Below are 16,164 nucleotides of genomic sequence, written 5' to 3'. Positions count from 1 at the left end.
GGGGATCGACGAGGATTAGCGTGAGCGCGTGTTTCTGCAACTCTGTGCCCGAGGCGCGGTCGTAATCGGGTCCAGGCAATGCAGGCCATTTGCCAAGCTTGCCTGGATTGCTAAAAACAGCTCATAAGCCTTTGTCAGCAAAGACAATGCATGCTCAAATTGAACATGCTGTGACACTTCATTTGTCTATGCTGCTCAGTGATCGGCAAGGGCGTGGCATCACGGGCGCAAACCCGTACAATGCGGCCATTGTGGCGTTATCGCCATTTCACCCTTTCATCACCCAGTGTTAAAAGTAGATTCAGCGACGTTCGTTCATTTTTCAGCCGCTCGGATTGAGCGGTAGTGTGCAGTCATTCAACAGATGGACGCGCTAAAGGCGCAGGAAAAGACCCGTTTTGAAGAAATCCGCCGCAACACCTAAAGCAGCAGTCGTGCCGGCCTGGCGCCAGCATCTGCACTACCGACTCAAGGAAGGGGCGCTGATCGCCATCGGCGCCCTGTGCCTGTTCCTGATGATGGCCTTGCTGACCTATGGCAAGGACGATCCGGGCTGGAGCCACAACAGCAAGATCGAAGACGTGCAGAACTTCGGTGGACCTGCCGGTTCCTACAGCGCCGACATTCTGTTCATGGTGCTGGGTTACTTCGCGTATATCTTCCCGCTGTTGCTGGCGATCAAGACCTGGCAGATCTTCCGCCAGCGCCACGAGCCGTGGCAGTGGAGCGGCTGGCTGTTCTCCTGGCGCTTGATCGGCTTGGTGTTTCTGGTGCTGTCCGGTGCGGCCCTGGCGCACATCCACTTTCATGCGCCTACCGGTTTGCCGGCGGGCGCGGGCGGTGCGCTGGGCGAGAGCCTTGGCGACCTGGCGCGCAAGAGCCTGAATATCCAGGGCAGCACCTTGATGTTCATCGCGTTGTTCCTGTTCGGCCTGACGGTATTCACCGACCTGTCGTGGTTCAAGGTGATGGACGTCACCGGCAAGATCACGCTCGACCTGCTCGAATTGTTCCAGGGTGCGGCCAACCGCTGGTGGTCGGCGCGTGTTGATCGCAAGCGCATGGTGGCGCAGCTGCGTGAGGTGGATACCCGCGTCAATGAGGTCGTGGCCCCGACCACGCCGGACCGACGCGAGCAGGCCAAGGTCAAGGAACGCCTGATCGAGCGCGAGCAGGCCCTGAGCAAGCACATGTCGGACCGCGAGAAGCAGGTGCCGCCGGTGATCGCCCCGGCGCCGCCTAAGGCTCCCGAGCCGAGCCATCGCGTACAGAAAGAGAAACAGGCCCCGTTGTTTATCGACAGCGCCGTGGAAGGCACCTTGCCGCCGATCTCGATTCTCGACCCGGCCGAAAAGAAACAACTCAATTATTCCCCGGAATCCCTGGCGGCCGTCGGCCATCTGCTGGAAATCAAACTCAAGGAATTCGGCGTCGAAGTTTCCGTCGACTCGATCCACCCGGGTCCGGTTATTACCCGTTACGAAATCCAGCCCGCCGCCGGCGTCAAGGTCAGCCGCATTTCCAACCTGGCCAAAGACCTGGCCCGCTCCCTGGCCGTGACCAGCGTGCGTGTGGTGGAAGTGATCCCCGGCAAGACCACCGTGGGCATCGAGATTCCCAATGAAGACCGGCAGATCGTGCGCTTCTCCGAAGTGCTGTCGACGCCGGAATACGACAACTTCAAATCGCCGGTCACCTTGGCCCTGGGCCATGACATCGGCGGCAAGCCGGTGATCACCGACCTGGCGAAAATGCCGCACTTGCTGGTTGCCGGTACCACCGGTTCCGGTAAGTCGGTAGGCGTGAACGCGATGATCCTGTCGATCCTGTTCAAGTCCGGCCCGGATGACGCCAAGCTGATCATGATCGACCCGAAGATGTTGGAATTGTCGATCTACGAAGGCATTCCGCACCTGCTCTGCCCGGTGGTCACCGACATGAAGGACGCCGCCAACGCATTGCGTTGGAGCGTGGCCGAGATGGAGCGCCGCTACAAGCTGATGGCGAAGATGGGCGTACGAAACCTGTCGGGCTTCAACGCCAAGGTCAAGGAAGCCCAGGACGCCGGCACGCCACTGACCGACCCACTGTACAAGCGCGAAAATATCCACGACGAAGCGCCGCTGCTGACCAAGCTGCCGACCATCGTGGTTGTGGTCGACGAATTTGCCGACATGATGATGATCGTCGGCAAGAAGGTTGAAGAGCTGATCGCACGTATCGCCCAGAAAGCCCGGGCTGCTGGCATCCACTTGATCCTGGCGACCCAGCGGCCATCGGTGGACGTGATCACGGGTCTGATCAAGGCCAACATCCCGACGCGGATGGCGTTCCAGGTTTCCAGCAAGATCGACTCGCGCACCATCATCGACCAGGGCGGCGCCGAGCAACTGTTGGGTCACGGTGACATGCTCTACATGCCGCCCGGCACCAGCCTGCCGATCCGGGTTCACGGCGCGTTCGTTTCCGATGACGAAGTACACCGCGTGGTGGAAGCCTGGAAACTGCGCGGCGCGCCGGAATACAACGACGACATCCTCGCCGGTGTCGAAGAGGCCGGCAGCGGCTTCGACGGTGGCAGCAGCGGTGGTGACGACGACGCCGAGACCGACGCGCTGTACGACGAGGCCGTGGCGTTCGTGCTTGAAAGCCGCCGTGCCTCGATCTCTGCGGTACAGCGCAAACTGAAAATCGGCTACAACCGCGCCGCCCGCATGATCGAAGCCATGGAAAACGCTGGCGTCGTGACCGCAATGAACACCAACGGCTCGCGCGAAGTCATCGCCCCCGGGCAGATGCGCGACTGATCTCGTGCCGCGTGGCAGCACGCGGCTCGCCTTAACGACTCAATGAGGACTCCCATGCGTCTTATCCGCATGCTGTTGTTGCCAGCCCTGGCCCTGACTGCTGTTTCAGCCCACGCTGATCCGGCCTCCGTGGCCAGCCTGACCAACCTGTTGGACAAATCCAAGACCCTGACGGCGCGCTTTTCCCAGTTGACCCTGGATGGCGGCGGCACCCAGTTGCAGGAAACCGCCGGTGAAATGGCCGTGCAGCGCCCGGGCCTGTTCTACTGGAAAACCGACGCGCCGAACGAGCAGACCATCGTCTCCGACGGCCAGAAAGTCACCTTGTGGGACCCGGACCTGGAGCAGGCGACCATCAAAAAGCTCGACCCGCGCCTGAACCAGACGCCGGCGCTGCTGCTGTCGGGCGATGTGTCGAAAATCAGCGACAGTTTTGATATCACCTCCAAGCAAACCAGCAACGTGATTGAGTTCACCCTCAAGCCCAAGTCCAAGGACACGTTGTTCGACAGCCTGCAGCTATCGTTTGGCAATGGCGTGATCAACAACATGCGCCTGATCGACAGCGTTGGTCAGCGCACCGATATCCTGTTCTCCGCGGTCAAGGCCAACGGCGTTGTCGATGCCTCCAAGTTCAAGTTCGTCATCCCCAAGGGTGCCGACGTGATCCAGGAATAAACTGTTTAGAGGTTTCAAGCGCTGCCCATGGATTTGTTTCGAAGTGACCCGATTGCTCAACCCTTGGCCGCGCGTTTGCGTTCGACCAACCTGGACGAGTACGTCGGGCAAGAACACCTGCTCGCTCGCGGTAAGCCATTGCGCGAAGCCCTGGAGCAGGGTGCGCTGCACTCGATGATTTTCTGGGGGCCGCCGGGCGTGGGTAAGACCACCCTGGCGCGCTTGCTGGCGAAGGTCTCGGATGCGCACTTCGAAACGGTTTCGGCGGTGTTGGCGGGGGTCAAGGAGATCCGCCAGGCGGTTGAGGTGGCCAAGCAGCAGGCCGGGCAATACGGCAAGCGCACCATCCTGTTCGTTGATGAGGTGCATCGCTTCAACAAGTCGCAGCAGGATGCGTTTTTGCCGTATGTGGAGGACGGCACGCTGATTTTTATCGGCGCCACCACCGAAAACCCGTCGTTTGAACTCAACAACGCGCTGCTGTCGCGGGCGCGGGTCTATGTGCTCAAGAGCCTGGACGAAGCGGCGATGCGCAAGCTGTTGCAGCGTGCATTGAGCGAAGACAAGGGCCTGGGCAAACGCCAGCTCAGCCTCAGCGACGAAGGCTTCAAGATTTTGATGAGCGCCGCCGATGGCGACGGTCGTCGCTTTCTCAACCTGCTGGAAAACGCGTCGGATCTGGCCGAAGACCACAGCGAGATCGGCGTCGACCTCCTGCAAAGCCTGCTGGGCGACACCCGCCGGCGCTTCGACAAGGGCGGCGAAGCCTTTTACGACCAGATCTCGGCGCTGCACAAATCCGTACGCGGCTCCAACCCTGACGGCGCGCTGTACTGGTTTGCGCGGATGATCGACGGCGGCTGCGACCCGTTGTACCTGGCGCGCCGTGTGGTGCGCATGGCCAGCGAAGACATCGGCAATGCCGACCCGCGCGCGCTGAGCCTGTGCCTCGCCGCCTGGGAAGTGCAGGAACGCCTCGGCAGCCCGGAAGGCGAGTTGGCGGTGGCGCAGGCCATCACTTACTTGGCGTGCGCACCCAAAAGCAACGCCGTGTACATGGGCTTCAAGTCGGCCCTGCGCGCCGCGGCCGAACACGGCTCGCTGGAAGTGCCCTTGCACCTGCGCAACGCCCCGACCAAGCTGATGAAGCAATTGGGCTACGGCGACGAATACCGCTATGCCCATGACGAGCCGGACGCCTATGCCGCCGGTGAAGATTATTTTCCCGATGAGCTTGAGCCGCAGCCGTTCTACCAGCCGGTGCCCCGTGGGCTGGAGCTGAAGATTGGTGAAAAGCTCAATCACCTCGCCCAACTCGATCGCCTCAGCCCCAAACAGCGGAGAAAGTAGTGCTCAAGACCATTCTTGCCGTGTCCGTAGCCGGCATCGCTGGTACATTATTGCGTTTCGCCACCGGTACGTGGGTGAGCGCCAATTGGCCCAAGCATTTTTATGCGGCGACCCTGGCGGTCAACCTGGTGGGCTGCTTGATCATCGGGCTGTTGTACGGCTGGTTCCTGTTGCGCCCGGAAGTGCCGATTGAGATTCGCGCCGGCTTGATTGTCGGCTTTGTAGGCGGTCTGACGACCTTTTCATCCTTTTCACTGGATACGCTGCGCCTGCTGGAAAGCGGGCAAGCCCTGGTTGCCTTCGGCTACTTGGGTATCAGCGTGTTCGGCGGGCTGCTCGCCACCTGGGCTGGCCTGTCCTTGACCAAACTTTGATAACGAGAGACCGACATGCTCGATTCCAAACTGTTACGTAGCAACCTTCAGGACGTAGCGGACCGCCTGGCATCCCGTGGCTTTGCCTTGGATGTTGCGCGCATCGAAGCGCTGGAAGAACAGCGCAAGACCGTCCAGACCCGCACCGAAGCACTGCAGGCTGAGCGCAATGCACGTTCCAAATCCATCGGTCAGGCCAAGCAGCGCGGCGAAGACATTGCGCCGCTGATGGCCGACGTCGAGCGTATGGGCACTGAGCTGTCCGACGGCAAAGTCGAGCTGGAAGGCATTCAGAGCGAGCTGGACTCGATCCTGCTGGGCATCCCCAACCTGCCGCACGAATCGGTGCCGATTGGCGAAGACGAAGACGGCAACGTCGAGGTGCGCCGCTGGGGCACGCCCAAGGTCTTTGATTTCGAGATCAAGGACCACGTTGCACTCGGCGAGCTGACCGGTGGCCTGGATTTTGAAACCGCCGCCAAAATGTCCGGCGCACGCTTTGCCTTGCTGCGCGGCCCGATCGCGCGCATGCACCGCGCCCTGGCGCAGTTCATGATCAACCTGCACACCGCCGAGCACGGCTACGAAGAGGCCTACACCCCGTACCTGGTGCAGGCGCCGGCGCTGATGGGCACCAGCCAGCTGCCGAAATTCGAAGAAGACCTGTTCAAGATCAGCCGCGACGGCGAAGCCGACCTGTACCTGATCCCGACGGCCGAAGTGTCGCTGACCAACATCGTCGCCGGCGAGATCCTCGACGCCAAGCAGCTGCCGATCAAGTTCGTGGCCCACAGCCCGTGCTTTCGCAGTGAAGCCGGTGCTTCGGGGCGCGATACCCGCGGCATGATCCGCCAGCACCAGTTCGACAAAGTCGAGATGGTGCAAGTGGTCGAGCCGTCGACCTCGATGGAAGCCCTGGAAGGCCTGACCGCCAACGCCGAGCGCGTGCTGCAACTGCTGGAGCTGCCGTATCGCGTCTTGGCGCTGTGCACCGGCGACATGGGTTTCAGTGCCGTGAAGACCTACGACCTCGAAGTGTGGGTGCCGAGCCAGGACAAATACCGTGAGATTTCGTCGTGCTCCAACTGCGGTGACTTCCAGGCCCGTCGCATGCAGGCGCGTTTCCGCAACCCGGAAACCGGCAAGCCGGAGCTGGTGCACACCCTCAACGGTTCGGGTCTGGCCGTCGGCCGTACGCTCGTAGCCGTGTTGGAAAACTACCAGCAGGCTGACGGTTCGATTCGTGTGCCTGAAGTGCTCAAGCCTTACATGGCGGGCGTTGAGGTCATCGGCTAAATGGAATTTCTGCCGCTGTTTCATAACCTGCGCGGCAGTCGTGTGTTGGTCGTCGGTGGCGGGGAGATTGCCTTGCGCAAATCCCGGCTGCTGGCCGACGCCGGTGCGTTGTTGCGGGTGGTTGCTCCCCAGATCGAAGACCAGTTGCGTGAACTGGTGCTGGGCAGTGGCGGGGAACTGATTTTGCGCGGTTATCAGGAGCCCGACCTCGACGGTTGCACCCTGATCATCGCCGCGACCGACGACGAGCCGCTGAACGCGCAAGTGTCCAGTGATGCCAAGCGTCGCTGCGTGCCGGTCAACGTGGTGGACGCGCCAGCCTTGTGCAGCGTGATCTTCCCGGCGATTGTCGACCGTTCGCCCTTGGTGATTGCAGTGTCCAGTGGCGGCGATGCGCCGGTGTTGGCACGCCTGATCCGCGCCAAGCTGGAAACCTGGATTCCGTCCACCTATGGCCAATTGGCCGGGTTGGCGGCGCGTTTTCGTGCCCAGGTCAAAGGTTTGTATCCGGATGTGCAGCAGCGTCGCGCGTTCTGGGAAGAAGTTTTCCAGGGCCCGATTGCCGACCGCCAGTTGGCCGGGCAGGGCGATGAGGCCGAGCGCCTGCTGATCGAAAAGGTCAACGGGAAACCGCCGCATGCGCCGGGCGAAGTTTACCTGGTGGGCGCAGGCCCGGGTGATCCGGACCTGCTGACCTTCCGCGCCTTGCGCCTGATGCAGCAAGCCGACGTGGTGCTGTACGACCGCTTGGTGGCGCCGGCCATTCTCGAGCTGTGCCGTCGCGATGCCGAACGGGTTTACGTCGGCAAGCGTCGCGCCGACCACGCCGTGCCGCAGGACCAGATCAACCAGCAATTGGTGGACTTGGCCAAGCAAGGCAAGCGTGTGCTGCGTCTCAAGGGTGGCGATCCGTTCATCTTTGGCCGTGGTGGCGAAGAGATCGAGGAGTTGGCGGCCCACGGCATTCCGTTTCAGGTGGTGCCGGGTATCACGGCAGCCAGTGGTTGCGCGGCGTATGCGGGGATTCCGCTGACCCATCGCGACTATGCGCAGTCGGTGCGGTTTATCACCGGGCATTTGAAAAACGGCACCTCGGACCTGCCTTGGCATGACCTCGTTGGCCCCTCGCAGACCTTGGTGTTTTACATGGGCTTGATCGGCTTGCCGATCATCTGCGAACAGCTGATCAAGCATGGGCGCTCGGCGGATACGCCGGCGGCGTTGATCCAGCAGGGCACCACTTCCAACCAGCGTGTCTTCACCGGCACCCTGGCGGATTTGCCGCGCATGGTGGCGGAGCATGAAGTGCATGCGCCAACACTGGTGATCGTCGGTGAAGTGGTGGTGTTGCGCGAAAAGCTGAAGTGGTTCGAAGGCGCACAATCCCAGGTCTGACACCGCCCTTGAGTGCGTGATTTGAGTGTGGCGAGCGGGCTTGCCCCGCGTTGGGCTGCGCAGCAGCCCTAAAGCCAGACACCGCGGTTTGCTTGGCAGAACGCGGTGTTTTTACGGGGGCTGCTGCGCAGCCCAACGCGGGGCAAGCCCGCTCGCCACGAAAGCCCAATTGCTACCGGAAGAGGCGGTGTCAGTTCCAGACGGCTTTACCGCTTAGCCGCTCGCGATCATGCCCGGCATCAAAATGCTGCAACGGCCCTTTCGGCACAATCCCCGTCGGATTGATGGTGCGATGGCTCGCGTAGTAATGCCCCTTGATATGCGCAAAATCCACCGTCTCGGCCACGCCTGGCCACTGATACATCTCCCTCAGCCAGTTCGACAAACTCGGGTAATCGGCAATCCGCCGCAGGTTGCATTTGAAGTGGCTGTAATACACCGCATCAAAGCGAATCAGCGTGGTGAACAGCCGCACATCGGCTTCGGTCAGGTATTCGCCGGCCAAGTAGCGGTGCTTACCCAAGTGCTGCTCCAGGTGGTCCAGTTCGGCAAACACATCGTCAAACGCGCTTTCATAAGCCTTTTGCGAGGTGGCGAAGCCTGCGCGGTACACGCCGTTGTTCACCGCGGGATAGATGCGCTCGTTCAGCGCGTCAATCGTCTGGCGAAGCCCCTCGGGATAGAAGTCCAGCGTGTTGCCGGTCAGGTGGTTGAACGCGCTGTTGAACATGCGGATGATCTCCGCCGACTCATTACTGACGATGCGCTTGAGCTGCTTGTCCCACAGCACCGGCACGGTCACGCGGCCAGTGTAGTCGGCGGTGTCGGCGGTGTAGCGCTGATGCATGTAGGCAAAATCGTCGAGCTTGTCGCCGGTAGAGCCGTGGGACTTGTCGAAGGTCCAGCCGTTTTCCAGCATCAACCAACTGACCACGGACACCTCGATCAGGCTTTCCAGGCCCTTGAGCTTGCGCAGGATCAGCGTGCGATGCGCCCAGGGGCAGGCGAGGGAAACATACAGGTGGTAGCGACCGGCTTCGGCCTTGAAGCCACCTTCGCCACTCGGGCCGGGCTCACCGTCGGCGGTCACCCAATTGCGGCGCTGTGCCTGCTCGCGCTGGAAAGCGCCGTCTGCGCTACTTTCGTACCACTGGTCTTTCCAGTGTCCTTCGATCAGCAAACCCATGACTGGCTCCTTGGCTAATAAGCGTTGGAGGCCAGTGTAAAGGGATGAGTTCGAACTAAAAGCGCAAAGACTGCGGGGGAATGATCGATTAAATCGATTTGTCCCGCGCGTCCCAGTATTGCTGGGCCAATGCGAACGCCTGCTCTCGCGGATGGCCGATGCCGCGTAATGCCAGGGCCATGGTCGCGATCAGTGCCAATTGCGGGTAGCTGTCTTGAGCGTCACCCCGCCACACGGCTTTCAAGTGTTCGGGTTCCAGGCTGGCGGGTTTGACGTGGCGTTGGGCGGAGAGGGCGGGCCATTCTTCATCCCAGCTTTGGCCGCCGGTGGTGCCATACAGGTGACTGACGGTGTCCGGATTGATCTCGACTTCGCCGCCATCGCCCTTGACCACGATCACATTGTCGCCAAGCAGGCCGCTGGCATCGCGGTGTACGCCCTGGTAACCGGGATGGAAAATGCTTTGCAGGCCGCAGCGCGCATTCAGCGGGTTGAGCAGGCGCGCCAGCGAGTGGATCGGCGAGCGCAGGCCCAGGGTGTTGCGCAGGTCGATCATGCGTTGCAGTTGTGGTGCCCAGTCGCCCAGGGGAATAAACGCCAAGTTGCCGTGTTCGAGCGCCGTTTCGACCTGCTGCCAGTTACGGCACAACGGGATCTGTAAACCTTCCAGCAATTGCTCGGTGTACAACCGGCCAGCGGTGTGCGCACCGCCGCCGTGCATGAGGATGCGCACCCCGTTTTGCGCCAGGCACTTGGCTGCCAGCAAATACCACGGCAGGTGGCGTTTTTTACCGGCGTAGGTTGGCCAGTCGACATCCACCTTCAGCGCCGGCGCGTTCAGGCGTTCGCGTACGGCTTGGGTGAAACCTGCGAGCTCTTCCGGGCTTTCTTCCTTGTGGCGCAGCAACATCAGGAAGGCGCCGAGCTGGGTGTCCTCGACCTTGTCGTCGAGCAGCATGCCCATGGCTTCGCGGGCTTCCTCACGGCTGAGGTTGCGCGCGCCGCGCTTGCCTTTGCCCAGGATGCGCACGAACTGCGCAAACGGGTGCTCGGCAGGGGTTTCAAAGGTCAGCGGGGCAAAGTCGGTCATAAGCAATTCGTCGGCCTGGGCAGGCCCGCCAACTTGGCGGCGAGTTTGGCGGGAGTGCCGTTGAACAGTGTGTTGAGGTGCAGGCTGTTGCCCTTTTCCGGTCCCAGCTTCAAGGCGGTGTACTTGATCAGTGGGCGCGTGGCCGGGGACAGCTGGAACTCTTCATAGAACCCGCGCAGCAGTTCGAGGATTTCCCAATGGGCGGCGGTCAATTCCAGGGGCTCGGCGGCGGCCAGTGCGTTGGCGACCTCTGCAGACCAGTCATTGAGGTCGACGAGGTAGCCGTCCTTGTCCAGTTCGAGGGTGCGTTCGCCTACGGTCAGGGTGTTCATAGCCAGCTGTTGACCTTGTCGTAGTCGATGGACAACTGCACAAAACCCGGGTAGTCCACGCTGTCGGCCCAGTCCGGTAGTGGCAGATTGCGCGCGAGCATGTCTTCGGCCAGTACAAAAACCTTCACGCCTTTGGTTTGCAGCGCCGCGTTGTGCAGGCCGTAGGCGCCGTCGCCGCACAGCAGAATCGCGTCCGCACTGCCGCACACGCGCAGGCAACTGGCGAGGCGGCTATCGGTAAACGGTGAATGAGACACCACATGTAAAGTCGACATCAGAGGGTAATCACCTGGTCGTAACGGTCAATCAATTTGCAAATAGCGTCGTTGCTCAGTGCCTGGGCGCTGGCAGGGGCTGTGAGCCCGCGTTCGGCCAGGCTGTGGCCGCAGGCGAACACGTCATCAATGCCAAACAGGCCCAACGCCTGCAGGTTGGCGCTCAAATCCTTTTGCTGCACGGCGTTGGCGTTTTGCTGCGGCGCCAGTTGAAACACGCCGTCGTCCATAAACAGCAGGCCGATCGGCAAGTCGAACGCCCCGCCCGCCAGCACAATATCCAGGGCTTCGCGCGCGCTTGGCCCGGACCACGGCGCCTGGCGGCTGATTACCAATAAGGATCTGGACATGTCACGGCCCTCCAAAACAGATCAGGCGGTCGGCGGCCTGCGCGGCATCGTGCAATTGTCCAAGGCCCGACAAGGCCCACGGCGCATCCAGGTTCACCGCGCTGCGTTGATAGCGCGTGGCTTCTTCGCTATTGAGCACGCCACGGCGCAAGGCGGCGGCAATGCACACCACGCCGTCCAGCTGGTGCGCGCTGACAAATTCGCGCCATTGCCGGGCAATATCTTGCTCATCCTGGGGCGCGACGATGTTGCTGGAGGCGCTGTACACGCCGTCCTGATAAAAAAACAGCCGCACAATTTCATGCCCACCGGCAATCGCCGCTTGGGCAAACAGCAAGGCGCGGCGCGAGGAGGGCGCGTGGGCGGCGGAAAACAGCGCAATTGCGAACTTCATGGAACACTCTGCTAGCAAACGTGGGCCAATGATAAAGCCGCCGCGGCGAAAAAGCCCGCCGTGATCAAAACGGTCACCCTCGCTGATCGTTCTGACGATTGCCGGTAGGATCAAGCCTGCCTACGCTGTGGGCATTCGAAACCGAAATGGAGTCTCCATGTCAGGTCCCTTGGCGTCCCTCAAAGTGCTGGATTTTTCCACCTTGCTACCTGGCCCGTTCGCGTCCTTGATGCTCGCGGACATGGGCGCCGAGGTGCTGCGGATCGAATCGCCTACGCGCGTGGATCTGTTGCGCGTTCTGCCGCCGCATGATCAAGGCACGTCGGCCAGCCACGCCTACCTCAATCGCAATAAGCGCAGCCTGGCGCTGGACCTCAAGCAGGCCGAGGCGCTGGAGATCGTGCGTGAGCTGGTCAAGGACTACGACATCGTTCTTGAGCAGTTTCGCCCCGGCGTAATGGAGCGTTTGGGACTGGGTTATGCGGCGCTCAAGGCGATCAACCCCAGGCTGATCTACGTATCGATCACCGGCTACGGCCAGACTGGCCCCTATAAGGACCGCGCCGGGCACGATATCAATTACCTGGCGCTGGCCGGCATTGCCAGCCACACCGGGCGCCAGGACAGCGGGCCACTGCCGCTGGGCGTGCAATTGGCGGATGTGGCCGGTGGTTCGCTGCACGCGGTGGTCGGGTTGCTGGCGGCGGTGATAGCGCGCCAGCACAGCGGCGTTGGCCAACACCTGGATGTGAGCATGACGGACTGTTCGTTCAGCCTGAACGCCATGGCCGGCGCGGGTTACCTGGCCTGTGGGGTCGAGCCGGAGTGGGAGACTCAGGTACTCAACGGCGGCAGTTTTTATGATTACTACCGCACGCGCGACGGGCGCTGGATGTCCGTCGGCAGCCTGGAGCCTGCGTTTATGCAGCAACTGTGCGCGGCGCTGGGGCGGCCGGAGTTGGCGGCGCAGGGGCTCTCGCCCAGGCCGGAACAGCAAAAAGCCCTGAAGCTGGCGCTGCAGGTTGAGTTCGAGAAGCGTAGTTTTGCTGAGTTGTGCAAGCTGTTTGCCGGGGTGGATGCGTGTGTTGAGCCGGTGTTGAGCCTGAGTGAAGCGGTGGAGCACCCGCAGTTGAAGGCGCGGACGCTGATCAGCCAAGTGCCACGCGGCGATGGTTCGACTCAGGCGCAAATCGCCTGCCCGTTGAAATTTTCCGAGGGGTTGCCGGAGGCTCGGCATATTGGGGCGGCGGTGGGGGCGCATACGGATGAAGTGTTGGAAGAACTGGGGCTCAGTGCGCAACGAATTGCAGAATTGCGGCGGGCCAAGGTGATTGGTTAACTGTTCGGCCGCTATCGCAGGCAAGCCAGCTCCCACATTTGATCGGCGGCGCGGTCAAAATGTGGGAGCTGGCTTGCCTGCGATGGGGCCCTCACTCCACCCGGGTTTCCCCGGTGTACACCAAGGTATGCCGGCACCGCCTGCACAAATACCGTCGCCCCTGGTTCACCAACCCATGGCGCTGGGCTGAAAACGGGAAATCACTGTCGGCACACGGGCAGCGATAGATGTAACGCGTGACTTGCCGACGCTTGATTGCATAGGTGTGGCAGCGATCCGGCGGCAGTTCGTATACCCCGCGCATGATCAATTGCCATTCCTCGCCATGGGGCTGGATGCGTTCACCAAACAATTGATGGGCGATCAGGTGCGCAACCTCATGGGCCACGGTCTGCTTGAGGAAATGTTGGCTGTTTTCACGGTACAGCTGTGGGTTGAAGCGCAGCAGGTTCTCGTGCAAATGCGCGACACCGGCCTTCTGGCCCCGCAGCTTGAGGCTGACCTGGGGGCGTTTGAAGCTTCGTTTAAAAAAGGATTCGGCTTGCAGGAAACAATCTTCGACGCGGGTATTGAGTTGCTCGGGCATGCTGACCATCTCTCCAGAGGCGCCCAGTATGCCGCAAAAGCAGGTGTTTCCGAATCTGTCAGGCGCCGAATGGTCATGCATGACGCACAAAGCCACCTTGCGGTGGCTTTGCCTGCGGGGTCAGCCGCTCAGTTGGTGTAGATCGGGCCTACGCCCAAACCCCAGACGATCACGGTAAACGCCATAATCGCCACCAGTACCACCAGACCCACCGCCAGCACCGAGCTGGAAAACAGGAACCCCTCGTCCGGGTCAATGCTCATGAAGGTCGGCAGCCCCACATACAGCAGGTACACCGTGTAACAGATGGCGGCCGTGCCGACGACCATGCCCAGCCACATATGCGGATACAACGCCGCCAGCCCACCGATAAACAGCGGGGTCGCGGTGTAGGTGGCAAATGCCACGCACCGCGCCATGCTGGGGCTGGCGTCGTAGGTGCGGGCCATCCAATGAATGAACGCGCCCATTACCGCCACGCCGCCGAGCATGGCCGCATACGACATCAGGGTCATCCATAGAGCGCTTTCCTGGGTCAGCATCACCGGCGCGCGGCTGCCGATAACCCAGCCCACCCGGGTAGTGCCGATAAACGCCGAAACGGCGGGGATCGCCGCGAGAATCAGGGTGTGAGTCAGGTACATGTGGCCGATGCTTTCTTCCTTATCGCCACGAATTTCCCGCCATTCCTGGTCGGGATGGGTAAACAGCCCCACGACGTGATGGATCATGCCAGTCACTCCTGTCGTTATTACCATCGCCCCCCATCGGAGCGCCCACGGGCCAAAGGCCTCAAAGGTCCCGGATAGTTGTGCGACCTTACGTCGCAGTATAGGAAGTGATGACCGGAAAAACTGTAGGGCTTTAGAGCAAATTGCGCTGTAAAGAGTGGCGCTAATCGCGGTGAGGTCTGTCAGTAATGACTCGGTCCACTGTGAAGGTCGGCTTGCCTGCAATAGCGGTGGGCCAGCAAATTTTAATGGTTGTGTGACACCGCTATCGCAGGCAAGCCAGCTCCCACAATGGAACTCGGTCGGTCATGAAGGTAAAATGCCCGGCTTTTCGTCACACACCTCTAGCGGATCCAAGCGCCATGGGCACTCTTACGGTCAACCAGAACAAACTGCAAAAACGCCTGCGTCGCCTGGCCGGTGAAGCGGTCGCCGATTTCAACATGATCGAGGACGGCGACAAGGTCATGGTCTGCCTCTCCGGCGGCAAAGACAGTTACACCATGCTCGACGTGCTGCTGCACCTGCAAAAGGTCGCGCCAATCAAGTTCGAGATCGTCGCTGTCAACATGGACCAGAAACAGCCGGGCTTCCCCGAGCACGTATTGCCTGCCTACCTGAAAGCGCTGGGCATCGAGTACCACATCGTCGAAAAAGACACCTATTCGGTGGTCAAGGAGTTGATCCCCGAAGGCAAGACCACCTGCTCGCTGTGTTCGCGCCTGCGCCGTGGCACGCTCTACACCTTTGCCGATGAGATCGGCGCAACCAAGATGGCCCTCGGTCATCACCGTGATGACATCGTCGAGACGTTCTTCCTTAATATGTTTTTCAACGGCTCCCTCAAGGCCATGCCGCCCAAGCTGCGCGCCGATGACGGCCGCAACGTGGTGATCCGGCCGCTCGCGTATTGCAACGAGAAAGACATCCAGGCCTACTCCGACTTCAAGCAATTCCCGATCATCCCGTGCAACCTGTGCGGCTCCCAGGAAAACCTGCAGCGCCAGGTGGTCAAGGAAATGCTCGTGGACTGGGAGCGCAAGACCCCGGGCCGCACCGAAAGCATCTTCCGCAGCCTGCAGAATGTGATCCCCTCGCAGCTGGCCGACCGCAACCTGTTCGACTTCACCAGCCTGAAAATCGATGAGAGCGCCGCGTCGCGCTTCGTCAATGTTGTGAACCTCTAACACGTTTCAACGCTCTGAAAGACGGCGCTTACGGGCGCCGTCTTCAATTCAATTGCCAGGAGAGGGCATGCGCGATTACAAGTGGCTGCACGAATATTGTCTGAACCGTTTTGGTTCAGCGGCTGAGTTGGAAGCCCACCTGCCTGTGCCCAAGACCCCGGCACAGTTGCGCAAAATCAGTGACGATCGCTACCTGTCCACCCTGGCGCTGCGGGTATTTCGCGCCGGGCTCAAGCACAGTGTGGTGGATGGCAAGTGGCCCGCGTTCGAGCAGGTGTTTTTCGGTTTTGACCCGGAAAAGGTCGTGCTGATGGGCGCCGAACACCTGGAGCGCCTGATGCAGGACACGCGCATCATTCGTCACCTGGGCAAGCTCAAGAGCGTGCCGCGCAATGCGCAGATGATTCTGGACATTGAGCAGGAAAAGGGCAGCTTCGGCGCGTTTGTTGCCGACTGGCCGGTGACCGATATCGTCGGTCTGTGGAAGTACCTGAGCAAGCACGGCCACCAGTTGGGCGGGCTGTCGGCGCCGCGTTTTTTGCGCATGGTGGGCAAGGACACGTTTGTACCGAGCTATGACGTGGTGGCGGCGTTGAATGCGCAGAAGATCGTCGACAAAGTGCCGACCAGCCTGCGGGATTTGGCGACGGTGCAGGGCGCGTTCAACCAATGGCACGCCGAGAGCGGGCGGCCGATGTGTCAGTTGTCGATGATGTTGGCTTACACAGTGAATTATTGAGGCCGAGTTGATCCTATCGCAGGCAAGCCAGCTCCCACATTTGATCGGCGGCGCG

Annotated in this window: 17 protein-coding genes; 9 read left to right on the top strand and 8 right to left on the bottom strand. The window is 61.0% G+C overall.

Annotated features, from left to right (window positions below):
- Positions 1-398 precede the first annotated feature (398 nt).
- The 6 genes from ABWL43_RS17210 to cysG are packed head-to-tail and all read left to right on the top strand — an operon-like array spanning position 399 to position 7,900.
- Positions 399-2,807, top strand: coding sequence for a DNA translocase FtsK (locus ABWL43_RS17210; protein ID WP_145164713.1), 2,409 nt, complete (start codon positions 399-401; stop codon positions 2,805-2,807).
- A 54-nt stretch (positions 2,808-2,861) separates the two neighbouring features.
- Complete coding sequence (gene lolA / locus ABWL43_RS17205) at positions 2,862-3,485, top strand: outer membrane lipoprotein chaperone LolA (protein ID WP_106579857.1); 624 nt, start codon at positions 2,862-2,864, stop codon at positions 3,483-3,485.
- Positions 3,486-3,512: 27 nt separating this feature from the next.
- Positions 3,513-4,835 (top strand): replication-associated recombination protein A, encoded by a 1,323-nt coding sequence (locus tag ABWL43_RS17200; RefSeq protein ID WP_106579856.1) that lies wholly within the window; start codon positions 3,513-3,515, stop codon positions 4,833-4,835.
- Positions 4,835-5,209 (top strand): fluoride efflux transporter CrcB, encoded by a 375-nt coding sequence (gene crcB, locus ABWL43_RS17195; RefSeq protein ID WP_034098661.1) that lies wholly within the window; start codon positions 4,835-4,837, stop codon positions 5,207-5,209. The genes ABWL43_RS17200 and crcB overlap by 1 nt, the downstream gene beginning before the upstream one ends.
- 15 nt (positions 5,210-5,224) lie before the next feature.
- Positions 5,225-6,505: a serine--tRNA ligase gene (gene serS / locus ABWL43_RS17190; protein ID WP_262207354.1), complete on the top strand. Its 1,281-nt coding sequence runs from the start codon at positions 5,225-5,227 to the stop codon at positions 6,503-6,505.
- On the top strand, positions 6,506-7,900 hold the full coding sequence (gene cysG / locus ABWL43_RS17185; protein ID WP_119736257.1) for a siroheme synthase CysG: 1,395 nt from the start codon (positions 6,506-6,508) through the stop codon (positions 7,898-7,900).
- A 190-nt stretch (positions 7,901-8,090) separates the two neighbouring features.
- On the opposite strand, the gene ABWL43_RS17180 is transcribed toward cysG, so the two are convergent.
- The 6 genes from ABWL43_RS17180 to tusD form a co-directional block, all read right to left on the bottom strand.
- Complete coding sequence (locus ABWL43_RS17180) at positions 8,091-9,086, bottom strand: glutathione S-transferase family protein (RefSeq protein WP_404483257.1); 996 nt, start codon at positions 9,084-9,086, stop codon at positions 8,091-8,093.
- Positions 9,087-9,174: 88 nt separating this feature from the next.
- Positions 9,175-10,176: a glycosyl transferase family protein gene (locus ABWL43_RS17175; protein WP_404483255.1), complete on the bottom strand. Its 1,002-nt coding sequence runs from the start codon at positions 10,174-10,176 to the stop codon at positions 9,175-9,177.
- Positions 10,173-10,508, bottom strand: coding sequence for a TusE/DsrC/DsvC family sulfur relay protein (locus tag ABWL43_RS17170; RefSeq protein WP_145164721.1), 336 nt, complete (start codon positions 10,506-10,508; stop codon positions 10,173-10,175). Before ABWL43_RS17170 ends, ABWL43_RS17175 begins: the two co-directional genes overlap by 4 nt.
- Complete coding sequence (gene tusB, locus ABWL43_RS17165) at positions 10,505-10,783, bottom strand: sulfurtransferase complex subunit TusB (protein ID WP_404483253.1); 279 nt, start codon at positions 10,781-10,783, stop codon at positions 10,505-10,507. Before tusB ends, ABWL43_RS17170 begins: the two co-directional genes overlap by 4 nt.
- Positions 10,783-11,133, bottom strand: coding sequence for a sulfurtransferase complex subunit TusC (tusC, locus tag ABWL43_RS17160; RefSeq protein ID WP_145164725.1), 351 nt, complete (start codon positions 11,131-11,133; stop codon positions 10,783-10,785). The genes tusB and tusC overlap by 1 nt, the downstream gene beginning before the upstream one ends.
- 1 nt (position 11,134) lies before the next feature.
- Positions 11,135-11,527 carry a sulfurtransferase complex subunit TusD gene (gene tusD, locus ABWL43_RS17155; protein ID WP_145164727.1) on the bottom strand — a complete coding sequence of 131 codons (393 nt, stop codon included), beginning with the start codon at positions 11,525-11,527 and terminating at the stop codon, positions 11,135-11,137.
- A 157-nt stretch (positions 11,528-11,684) separates the two neighbouring features.
- Between tusD and ABWL43_RS17150 the strand changes: the two genes are divergently transcribed.
- Complete coding sequence (locus ABWL43_RS17150; RefSeq protein ID WP_404483252.1) at positions 11,685-12,866, top strand: CaiB/BaiF CoA transferase family protein; 1,182 nt, start codon at positions 11,685-11,687, stop codon at positions 12,864-12,866.
- Positions 12,867-12,957: 91 nt separating this feature from the next.
- Here the strand turns inward: ABWL43_RS17150 and ABWL43_RS17145 are convergent, their stop codons facing one another.
- Both ABWL43_RS17145 and ABWL43_RS17140 read right to left on the bottom strand, forming a co-directional pair.
- On the bottom strand, positions 12,958-13,452 hold the full coding sequence (locus tag ABWL43_RS17145; RefSeq protein ID WP_064454959.1) for a SprT family zinc-dependent metalloprotease: 495 nt from the start codon (positions 13,450-13,452) through the stop codon (positions 12,958-12,960).
- Between the two features lie 128 nt (positions 13,453-13,580).
- Positions 13,581-14,183, bottom strand: a complete 603-nt coding sequence (locus ABWL43_RS17140; protein ID WP_106579846.1) for a Yip1 family protein — start codon at positions 14,181-14,183, stop codon at positions 13,581-13,583.
- A gap of 362 nt (positions 14,184-14,545) precedes the next feature.
- Here ABWL43_RS17140 and ttcA point away from each other — a divergent pair, with 362 nt between their 5' ends.
- Together ttcA and ABWL43_RS17130 are read left to right on the top strand one after the other, a co-directional pair.
- Complete coding sequence (gene ttcA, locus ABWL43_RS17135) at positions 14,546-15,370, top strand: tRNA 2-thiocytidine(32) synthetase TtcA (RefSeq protein ID WP_106579845.1); 825 nt, start codon at positions 14,546-14,548, stop codon at positions 15,368-15,370.
- A gap of 67 nt (positions 15,371-15,437) precedes the next feature.
- Positions 15,438-16,109: a DNA-3-methyladenine glycosylase I gene (locus ABWL43_RS17130; RefSeq protein WP_404483249.1), complete on the top strand. Its 672-nt coding sequence runs from the start codon at positions 15,438-15,440 to the stop codon at positions 16,107-16,109.
- Positions 16,110-16,164: the final 55 nt, after the last annotated feature.

Source organism: Pseudomonas sp. HT11, from assembly GCF_044875395.1.
In the GTDB taxonomy this organism is placed as follows: domain Bacteria; phylum Pseudomonadota; class Gammaproteobacteria; order Pseudomonadales; family Pseudomonadaceae; genus Aquipseudomonas.
This window is presented reverse-complemented; position numbering and strand designations above follow the sequence as displayed.

Coding starts and splice junctions, on each gene's coding strand:
- lolA (WP_106579857.1), top strand. CDS start 2,862: ATGCGTCTTATCCGCATGCTGTTGTTGCCAGCCCTGGCCCTGACTGCT.
- ABWL43_RS17200 (WP_106579856.1), top strand. CDS start 3,513: ATGGATTTGTTTCGAAGTGACCCGATTGCTCAACCCTTGGCCGCGCGT.
- serS (WP_262207354.1), top strand. CDS start 5,225: ATGCTCGATTCCAAACTGTTACGTAGCAACCTTCAGGACGTAGCGGAC.
- cysG (WP_119736257.1), top strand. CDS start 6,506: ATGGAATTTCTGCCGCTGTTTCATAACCTGCGCGGCAGTCGTGTGTTG.
- ABWL43_RS17180 (WP_404483257.1), bottom strand. CDS start 9,086: ATGGGTTTGCTGATCGAAGGACACTGGAAAGACCAGTGGTACGAAAGT.
- ABWL43_RS17175 (WP_404483255.1), bottom strand. CDS start 10,176: ATGACCGACTTTGCCCCGCTGACCTTTGAAACCCCTGCCGAGCACCCG.
- ABWL43_RS17170 (WP_145164721.1), bottom strand. CDS start 10,508: ATGAACACCCTGACCGTAGGCGAACGCACCCTCGAACTGGACAAGGAC.
- tusB (WP_404483253.1), bottom strand. CDS start 10,783: ATGTCGACTTTACATGTGGTGTCTCATTCACCGTTTACCGATAGCCGC.
- tusC (WP_145164725.1), bottom strand. CDS start 11,133: ATGTCCAGATCCTTATTGGTAATCAGCCGCCAGGCGCCGTGGTCCGGG.
- tusD (WP_145164727.1), bottom strand. CDS start 11,527: ATGAAGTTCGCAATTGCGCTGTTTTCCGCCGCCCACGCGCCCTCCTCG.
- ABWL43_RS17150 (WP_404483252.1), top strand. CDS start 11,685: ATGTCAGGTCCCTTGGCGTCCCTCAAAGTGCTGGATTTTTCCACCTTG.
- ABWL43_RS17145 (WP_064454959.1), bottom strand. CDS start 13,452: ATGCCCGAGCAACTCAATACCCGCGTCGAAGATTGTTTCCTGCAAGCC.
- ABWL43_RS17140 (WP_106579846.1), bottom strand. CDS start 14,183: ATGATCCATCACGTCGTGGGGCTGTTTACCCATCCCGACCAGGAATGG.
- ttcA (WP_106579845.1), top strand. CDS start 14,546: ATGGGCACTCTTACGGTCAACCAGAACAAACTGCAAAAACGCCTGCGT.
- ABWL43_RS17130 (WP_404483249.1), top strand. CDS start 15,438: ATGCGCGATTACAAGTGGCTGCACGAATATTGTCTGAACCGTTTTGGT.